Origin of the sequence: Lyngbya aestuarii BL J (genome assembly GCF_000478195.2) — a bacterium.
Taxonomy (GTDB): Bacteria; Cyanobacteriota; Cyanobacteriia; order Cyanobacteriales; family Microcoleaceae; genus Capilliphycus; species Capilliphycus aestuarii.
This window is the reverse complement of record NZ_AUZM01000127.1, coordinates 1-8,318: the sequence shown is the minus strand read 5'-3', so window position 1 is coordinate 8,318 and position 8,318 is coordinate 1. Positions and strand designations below refer to the sequence as shown.

Annotated in this window: 7 protein-coding genes; 3 read left to right on the top strand and 4 right to left on the bottom strand. The window is 42.9% G+C overall.

Annotated elements, in window-relative coordinates; translation table 11 throughout:
* Both M595_RS26445 and M595_RS26440 read left to right on the top strand, forming a co-directional pair.
* Positions 1–1,600, top strand: a 1,600-nt coding sequence (locus M595_RS26445; RefSeq protein ID WP_023069655.1) for a hypothetical protein, incomplete at its 5' end; no start/stop codon positions are given.
* A 21-nt stretch (positions 1,601–1,621) separates the two neighbouring features.
* Entirely contained in the window at positions 1,622–2,620 is a 999-nt protein-coding gene (locus M595_RS26440; RefSeq protein WP_023069653.1) for an S-layer homology domain-containing protein, read from the top strand.
* Positions 2,621–2,883: 263 nt separating this feature from the next.
* Here M595_RS26440 and M595_RS26435 read toward each other — a convergent pair whose 3' ends face one another.
* The 3 genes from M595_RS26435 to dacB form a co-directional block, all read right to left on the bottom strand.
* Entirely contained in the window at positions 2,884–4,473 is a 1,590-nt protein-coding gene (locus M595_RS26435) for a bifunctional metallophosphatase/5'-nucleotidase (RefSeq protein ID WP_023069651.1), read from the bottom strand.
* Between the two features lie 144 nt (positions 4,474–4,617).
* The gene (locus tag M595_RS26430) at positions 4,618–4,962 is read right to left on the bottom strand and encodes a hypothetical protein (RefSeq protein ID WP_023069654.1); all 345 of its coding nucleotides are present in this window, start codon (positions 4,960–4,962) and stop codon (positions 4,618–4,620) included.
* A gap of 403 nt (positions 4,963–5,365) precedes the next feature.
* The gene (gene dacB / locus M595_RS26425) at positions 5,366–6,817 is read right to left on the bottom strand and encodes a D-alanyl-D-alanine carboxypeptidase/D-alanyl-D-alanine endopeptidase (protein WP_023069657.1); all 1,452 of its coding nucleotides are present in this window, start codon (positions 6,815–6,817) and stop codon (positions 5,366–5,368) included.
* A gap of 154 nt (positions 6,818–6,971) precedes the next feature.
* On the opposite strand from dacB, the gene M595_RS26420 reads away from it, so the two are divergent.
* Positions 6,972–7,958, top strand: a complete 987-nt coding sequence (locus M595_RS26420; RefSeq protein WP_040484729.1) for an aldo/keto reductase — start codon at positions 6,972–6,974, stop codon at positions 7,956–7,958.
* Positions 7,959–8,092: 134 nt separating this feature from the next.
* Here M595_RS26420 and M595_RS31965 read toward each other — a convergent pair.
* On the bottom strand, positions 8,093–8,318 hold a 226-nt coding region (locus tag M595_RS31965), incomplete at its 5' end, for a hypothetical protein (protein WP_023069652.1).

The window sequence follows — 8,318 nt, the reverse complement described above, 5'->3', positions numbered from 1 at the left end:
TAAACCTTCACAAGTCGCCGTTGAAATTAACTGGGATAACTGGAGTGCGGGATTATTTACCCATACTCTCACCCAAACCCTGTGGTCAGCATTTCCGGCCGATAGCCTGCAATCGAGTTTAATTCAAGTTGCAGGTGTAGTTGAACAAACGATGGGTGTTGCTCAACAACCCCAACTCTACAAAGAACTCTCCTCGGGTTCAGAATCTCGCCTAACGGATAAACCGCTTGCTCTTAAAAATTTATTATCCAATTCCTCTGGCGCAGGGGGAGTGATCAAGGCGGTAGAAGATAATGGAAAAACCGCTAAACTCTTGTTGAGCGGTCTACCTGCATCGATTTTAGAGTATTATGAAGCGAATTCTCTTTACACCGTTCTACCGGACTCCGAATCTGAGGTGAGTCCGATTATGTCTCAACTGTTGATTCGCTCTCGCACGGGTTTAACTGCAAAAGCAACAGTCCGCAGTGTTGGAAGTGGTAATTCTGCCTTACCCGAAATTAAAGCTAAACAACGGGTGAAAGAAGCGATTCGTGTCCTTCCCCGACAAATTGACTTGAAAGTTGCTCTAGACCCCAAACTGGCTCGGATTGAACGGGTTGATGCAACCAGCGCTTTTTCGGGAATTGCCGATGTGTCTATCGTCACTAACGACCAGCCTGCTGATTATATTCTCGGTCGGGTACGAGATACAGCGATTGCTCAAAGTCCTTCTGCACCTTTGCCCTCTCTATTTCAAGGCCGTTATGGTTTATTCTCGATGGGACAGGCGGTATTACCGGAAAGTGTGGGAGAAGGCGGAGAGGCGGTAAAAATTGCCGTACAGCGACTGGTTCCTCAACTCAAAACCCGGCTGGCGGCTAAACTCCTCAACCTCACCCAAAATGAGCAGTCTTCATTGATGAGGGCGAGAACAACGCTTGCTTTACTCACTCCTCAAGCTAAAGTCCTCATGAGTCAGGAAACCCCTCAAAGTCAAAATGAGGCTAGCTTAACTCAACCGGAAGAAGATCGGCCCCCAACTAATCCGTCATCGTCGTCTATGAAGACTTCGATGAGTCAAGGCATTGTGTCGGTTCCCGTCGGCAGTCGAGTACAGTATCAGTTGCAAAATAACGGCAATTTACCTCTCTATTTCATCTGGTTTCATCTCAATACTCGCGGACAAGCCTATCTTCTCGATCCGATTTTGGAAGATACAGAAATCAATGAGGAGTTAGGGAATGTACCTCGACAAAAACGGGTTTCTCCCGGTAAAACTATGAGTTTACCTTCTAGCACTGCCTATGATAGTACAGCATCAACAGAGACAGTTGGACAAATGGTAAGAGGGCCTGCCGGGTTAGCAGAAACTTATCTGGTTGTTAGTCATTATCCTTTTAATCAAGCTCTGAAAACGATTGAGAAAACGAAAACAATGGGAAGTGGAAATACAAAGTTATTTTTATTATCTAATCCTCTAGAAGTTGCGGAAGCGGTGCTAGAAGATTTGAGTAAGGCGAGTCAGCTTGGCGTTGAACGCGCGGGTATTTCCACTGATGATTTAGCCTTAGATATTAATGCTTGGGCAACATTTAATTTTATTTATCGTGTGATTTAAGTCATCAACTAACAATTTGAGATGTTTTCGGATATTCAAGATCACTGGGCGCAATCATCTATTCTTGCTTTGAAAGAGCGATCGCGCTTTAGTGGCTATCCTGACGGCAGGTTTCGCCCTCAAACCTCTCTAACTCGGGCTGAATTTGCTTCCCTGATGTGTGGGGCGTTTCCCCAGGCGGAGGAGGTACGAGAACCAATCTCATTTCGGGATGTTCCCCAAACCCATTGGGCTTTTGAAAGTATCCAAACGGCGACAAAAAAGCGGTTTTTTAGCGGATATCCTGATGGAACATTTCAGCCGGAACAACCCCTTCCTCGAGTTCAAGCGATCGCTGTTTTGGGATCTGCCCTCTATTTTCAGTCTGAAGCAGAAGCGATGGCAATTCTCAATCGAAATTTTGAGGATGCGAAGACTATTCCAAGTTATGCTAGAGGGCTTGTTGCTGCGGCTACTCGAAGGGGAATAGTAGTCAATTTTCCGGAAATTCGACAACTCAATTCTAATCAAAATTCGACACGGGGAGAGATTGCCACGTTGTTATGTCGGGCGCTGAAAATCGATGCTGTTCCCCACCCATATATTGTAATAGATGTTTTAGAAACGGGGAAAAAACGGCGAATATTTGGTGAACCTCCAGAGAAGATTAGTGAATATTTTGGTCATCCTCTCCAGGAAGAAGTGAGAAACCAGAATTTTGTTGTTCGATATCCGTTTGATCGCCATCCGGGTGTGACTTTTGAAATTACTTTTCAAAGCAACCAAGCCACTTCTATTTTTTATCGGTTGACGCCTAACTTTCCCAATTTCGATCAGATGTATTCTGATGATTCTCAGGAATTATTTCAAGTCATCTTTGGGTACAAAAATCCGATCTATCGTCAAATTGATTCAAGTTCCGGTTGTGGCTTTTATGGGGCAACAGTTTGTATGGGAGAGGGTATTCAACTCAATACCTTTGAAGCTGGAGTGGGTTTAGTTGAACGAGGATTTAAGTTAGATCCCGCTTGTGAAAATTAGGGGTAAATATCATAAAAATAGAGGTCTAACATTAAACCTCTAATCATGATGATTTAATTTTATAGCAGTTCGCGCTGGTATGTTAACAAACCTTCGAGAACCCAGAAACCTAAAACCTTGATTTAAAGGGTTTTTCAATCCCCTATTCCCTGATCCCTAAGATTGCAAACTAAGTCTCGCCGGAAACCGCCGGGCCGCAAGGCAAGCGCTGTTCCCTGTTCCCGCCCGCGTTGCGCCATAAATCCATCCTTCACCCACTCAAGTTAGACATTTTTTGGTACAATTCTATTTTCAGCTTTGAGGTTTAATGGAGATTGATTCCGAATATAATCGATCACTACATCGGCTAATAAAAATCCGGTATCCACTTGATTTTCACCCGCTTCAAAAATCTTGTAACCATCGCCTCCACCCATCATAAAATCATTCGTGACGACTCGATAGGTTGCATTGAGATCTAAGGGCTGTTCTTTTCCGTTTTGATCCCGAACTTGTACAGAAACAATTCGTGAACCTGCGGGTGCTTTTGGATTCCAAGTCAACCGGATTCCCGAGACATGAGGAAAGCTTCCGTCTCCTTGTTCAACTTGGCTAACTCCATGTTCTAAAGCTTGTTTAAGTTGGGTTCCCGTTAAATCTAATCGAGTCACAGTATTACCAAAAGGTAACACTTCTAACACTTGACCGACTGTCACTTCTCCGGCGGGAATACTCGCCCGAATTCCTCCCCCATTAACTATCGAAATTTGACCATTATCAACGCGCATTTTATCTAAAATTGCATCCGCAATTAAATTGCCTAAATTTGTTTCTTGGGTGCGAATATTAGCGCGATCACCATCTAATTTAACAGTCGTTTTTCCGACGACTTGTTGACGCAAATCATCGAGGGGTTGTTTGAATTCATCAAGTTGAGCAATAAAAGTTTCATCTGCTTTAATATTACCATCAACTGCATGGGGTGAACCCTGCCAATTGATCAGATGACCTTTCGGATCAAAACTAACTTGTAAATCCCCTAAATATTTACCCCATTCCCAATCAGTCACTAATAAAACCGTTTCGCCATTGGGTGTTTTTTCAACTACAGGATACGGTTCAGTCGCCCCCGGCATATTACCTAAAGGCGTATGAGAATGTCCGCCAATAATAATATCAATTCCATCAACTTTACGGGCTAATTCTTTATCGTTGGAAAAGCCTAAATGAGTCAGGGCAATAATTTTATTAACGCCCTGTTTTTGTAAGGCTGTAACGGCTTTTTGGGCAGCTTCAACTTCCGGGGTAAAAACGACACCTTCTCCGGGACTTGATAACAGGGCTGTTTCGGCTGTCGTCAAGCCCAGAATACCGATTTTTTGACCCTTGACTTCCTGCACAATCCAAGGTTTAATTAAACCCGAAAGAGGTGAATTTGGAGCTACATCAATATTAGCTGAAACCATCGGAAACTTAGCTTGTTTGATAAAGTCCGCGAGAACTTGTTGACCTTTATCAAATTCGTGGTTTCCAACAGCAACGGCTGCATAATTCAACTGATTATAAAAAGGTAAGTCAGCTTCACCTAAGTATTTATTGAAATACAAAGTCCCTTGAAAAATATCCCCCGCATCTAATACCAATGTAGGGGCTTTGTCCTCACTCCGAAGCGAGTCAATTAAGGTTTTACGTTGAGCAATACCCCCAAGGGTTGTCTCACCCCCTTCAACCGCTTCAAGGTGAGCATGATGATCATTGGTATGTAGAACTCGCAGACTAAACTCCTGCGGACGGGTGACAGCGTTATGGAGTGCTATACTCATTAACATTGTCCACAGAAACAGAACAATGTAAGTACGCCGTTTCCATTTCATAATGCCTCCTGGTCGGTAATTTTTGGTTTGACAGCGTTCTGAGTAGGCTTTTTCGGTCTGTCATTGCAAAAGTCCGGAAGCTTTTAGCATCGATTTTACAGTGCAGTTCGCGACCGGAGTTCCTGTTGAGATTGCACCTTTTTCTTACAAGTTTACCTGAGATTTGTTAGGTTGAACAATAAATTGGGGATCGTCTGGTGTCACTTGAGGGGCTTGATACTCAATATCTTGATAAACGGTTTTTAAATGTTCTTCTTCTGCTGTTTGGTTAATGACTTGAAACTGTTCGGGATAAAGCAATACATTATCATAGTCAAAGCCTCCGAATGCAGCTTCGTCTTTTATTTTTAAATCAACCCCATAGGCTTCTTTCGGACGTTCATAATATTCGGTCACAGTACCAATCGTTCCTTTGGGAATCAAGCGTTTGCTAAACTTTTCTTGAATATCAACTAGCGTTTCGATTCTCTCGTAAATCTTGGCTTTCATACGTTTTTTATTGAGAAGAATTAACGGATTTGAGCGATGAGTTTGCGAAACTTGATTCCCAGCTTGGGGGATGGGGTTAGCGATTGACGCAGTAGCGTCAGTGGCGAAGCCAATCGCAATTTTGTCACTCTTGAGATGAGATACATCTTATCTGATAGTGGGATGAATTGCATCTAAAATTAAAAAATATCAGATTTTGCTTCTGGACACCTGCCCCAGTCGGAATCTCTCGACATCTAAAAGAAGCGGTGATCTGCGTCTGAATATTGATAGATTATTCAAGTTTTAGTTTGTGGGGACTCTCTCTCAGGGAAAATGGCGCGAAGTGTATCATCCCAGGTGAAGTCGGAGCAAATTAAAGTCAACAGTGAGGTTGGGTAAACGCCCCATTGAAAACCCAAACTCAACATACTTTTAATTGACTCAATAATATCACAATCTGATCAATTGCTTGTCTTAACTCAGCGGTTGATAAATTTGAGTGATTCACCAGAATACTAAACACTAACGGTTGATAATAGGGAGGATAAATATATCCTGCTAGCGCCGAAATTCCGGTTAAAGTTCCGGTTTTTGCATAGACAATTCCAGCGGCTGTTGTCTCTTGAAATCGCCTTTTTAACGTTCCGGTTTCTCCGGCGACAGATAAAGAGTTTTGATAACTCTCAAACTGAGGTGAATTTGCCATGCCAACTAATACTTGAGTTAACGCTTCTGGACTCACTAAATTCTGACGAGATAAACCCGAACCATCCACTAAACGATAACCTTCTGGATCAACCCCTAAGCGGGTTAAAATTGTTTGCATCGCAGTTAATCCCGTTTCGACTGCATCTAAACTCGGTTGTTGTACACCTAAAATTCTCAGTAACGCCTCCGCAAAAATATTATTACTGTCTAGATTTGTGGTTTGAATTAACTTAGCAAGCGGCGGAGATTTTACCCGCGCTAATTCTGGATTAGAATATTGAGAAGTTGAGATAATACTTGTCTTTAATACTCGAATTCCTTGCCTTTCGAGAATCTGTCTAAATTCTTCGATAAAATTCTTTGTCGGTTCAACAACTGCGGCGTAAACAGGTTCTGGTTCCGAACCGACTCGCAACTGTCCAGAAACATCAATAATGGGTTGGGTGAGATCTCGTCCAATTTCCACAAACTCCCGTTGATTTTTTGAGACGGTAATTGTCTTATTTCTGATCTGCCATCCTTTCCCCTGTTGAGGACGAACCCAAGTCACTTTTAAGGGTTGATTAATGCTTTGCGGCGATAAGATTAAATCAATTGAATTTTGATTCAAAATCAAACTATTAACAGGCGCACCATATCCCGCTTGAATATCTTCCCAATCCCAATTGGGATGAACCGCAAAACCGGGAAAATATCCCGGATCAGCAATTAATTGATTGACCTGAGTTATACCTTTATCTTTGAGTTGTTTCGCTAAATCTTTTAACTGAGTTGTCGTTAAACTCGGATCACCCCGTCCGACAATATAAAGATTTCCTTTGGCATCTCCATAAATCGAAGTTGAAATGCGATAATCAACGGGAAGTTGAGATAAAGTGGCTGCTGTTGTCATCAGTTTAACAGTAGAAGCCGGGATAAAATAATGTTCTGCATCTCGACGATAAAGTTCTCGATTTGGAGATAATGTTTTGATAGAAATTCCCCAACGAAAACGTTTAAATTGAGAGCGGCTAAGAATCCTATCGATTTGAGGGGTTAATTGTTGTTCACAGATTAAAGCATTGGACTGGGGTTCAGGATTTAAAGATTGGCTGACCGCAGTAGAAGCAAACCCCAACAAAAGAAATAAACTGATTAAAATAGAGGTGATCCAAAAATTGCTCAATCTCCCTCGAAGGGCTGATTTTAACGAAGAATGAAAGCTTGGGCTTGTCACGTTTAGAAATCTAGATTAAAAAATATAGTTAAAATAAACAATGAATTCTCAAAATAGAGAGTCTCACTGAGTTTAAATTGTTGTTAACCAATCACTGTAAAATATGACACGTAAAACCACACGACGCAAGTTTATAATGACAGGGGTTGCTGTTGCAGGCGGTATTGTTGGGAGTACGGCTTTGCAGCAACGACAGTCTCAAATGACGGCTCGTTCTGCGATCCAAGTCCCCGAGACTGCAACGATGCCGGAACGAGTCTTAGGGAAAACAGGCGTCACATTGCCGATTTTTGGTTTAGGAGGTGCCGGACAAACCCCCCTCTCCAAACCGGGACGAGAAGCCGAAGCCATCGCCCAAGTTGAAGCAGCATTAAAGCTAGGAATTCGCTATTTTGATACAGCAGCTAGCTACGGGCCAAGTGAAGAACATATGGGGAAAGTTTTACCCCTTTACCGTTCCAAAATCTTTCTGGCGACTAAAACGGCTCGACGCGATCGCGATGGGGCTTGGAGAGAGTTAGAGCGATCGCTAAAACGCCTTAATACAGATTACCTTGATGCGTGGCAATTACATCATGTTTCTTTCTCAGAAACTTTGGATGAAATTTTTGGCGCAAATGGAGCAATTAAAGCTGTAGAAGAAGCAAAAGAACAGGGAATTATTAAATACACAGGCATTACCGGACATCACGAACCGGATATCATTGCTGAAGGCTTACGTCGTTATCCATTTGATACAACATTAGTTTCTATTAATGCGGCAGATATTCATCATCCTCGACCTTTTTCTAAGACGGTTTTACCTGTAGCCCAAGAAAAAAATGTCGGTGTGATTGCGATGAAAGTTCCTGCTTATGGACGATTAATTCGCAGTGGAGTTTTAGACGGAATGCACCAAGCGATGGGCTATGTTTTATCTTTGGCGGGGGTGCATTGTTGTATTATTGCCGCAGAAACTGTTGAACAATTAGAATCTAATTTTAAAGTCGCTCAAGCTTTTAAACCGCTTACCTCCGAAGACATGGCAGCTATTGAAAACCGTACCGCAGTCGCTTGGCAAGATAATACATTTTTCCGGGCTTGGACGTAAGAATAGTTTCCCCCTCACTTTCTGTTTTGGGGCGACTGTGTATATAGAAGTCTTTGGTTTATTACCGCCCCCTAAATCCCCCTTGGAATCCCCCTCCCGTCCCCCTTTGTAAGCAGGGCCGTTTCGTTCTAGCCCTAAAACTTGATTTGTGGGGGGGTGGGGAGGTAGGGAGGTAGGGAGGTAGGGACGATTTTTATTAATAAAAAGCTATTTTTCCGAGGAAAAAACTCCTCTCCCCACCCCCCCATCACCCTTTCACCCCCAACGGGATAGCCACTCCCCTCAACGCGCTTGTTCCCGCGCACGGGGGTGGACTCACCATCAACCCCGGCAATTTTTAACTGAGAATGAAACAGCCCT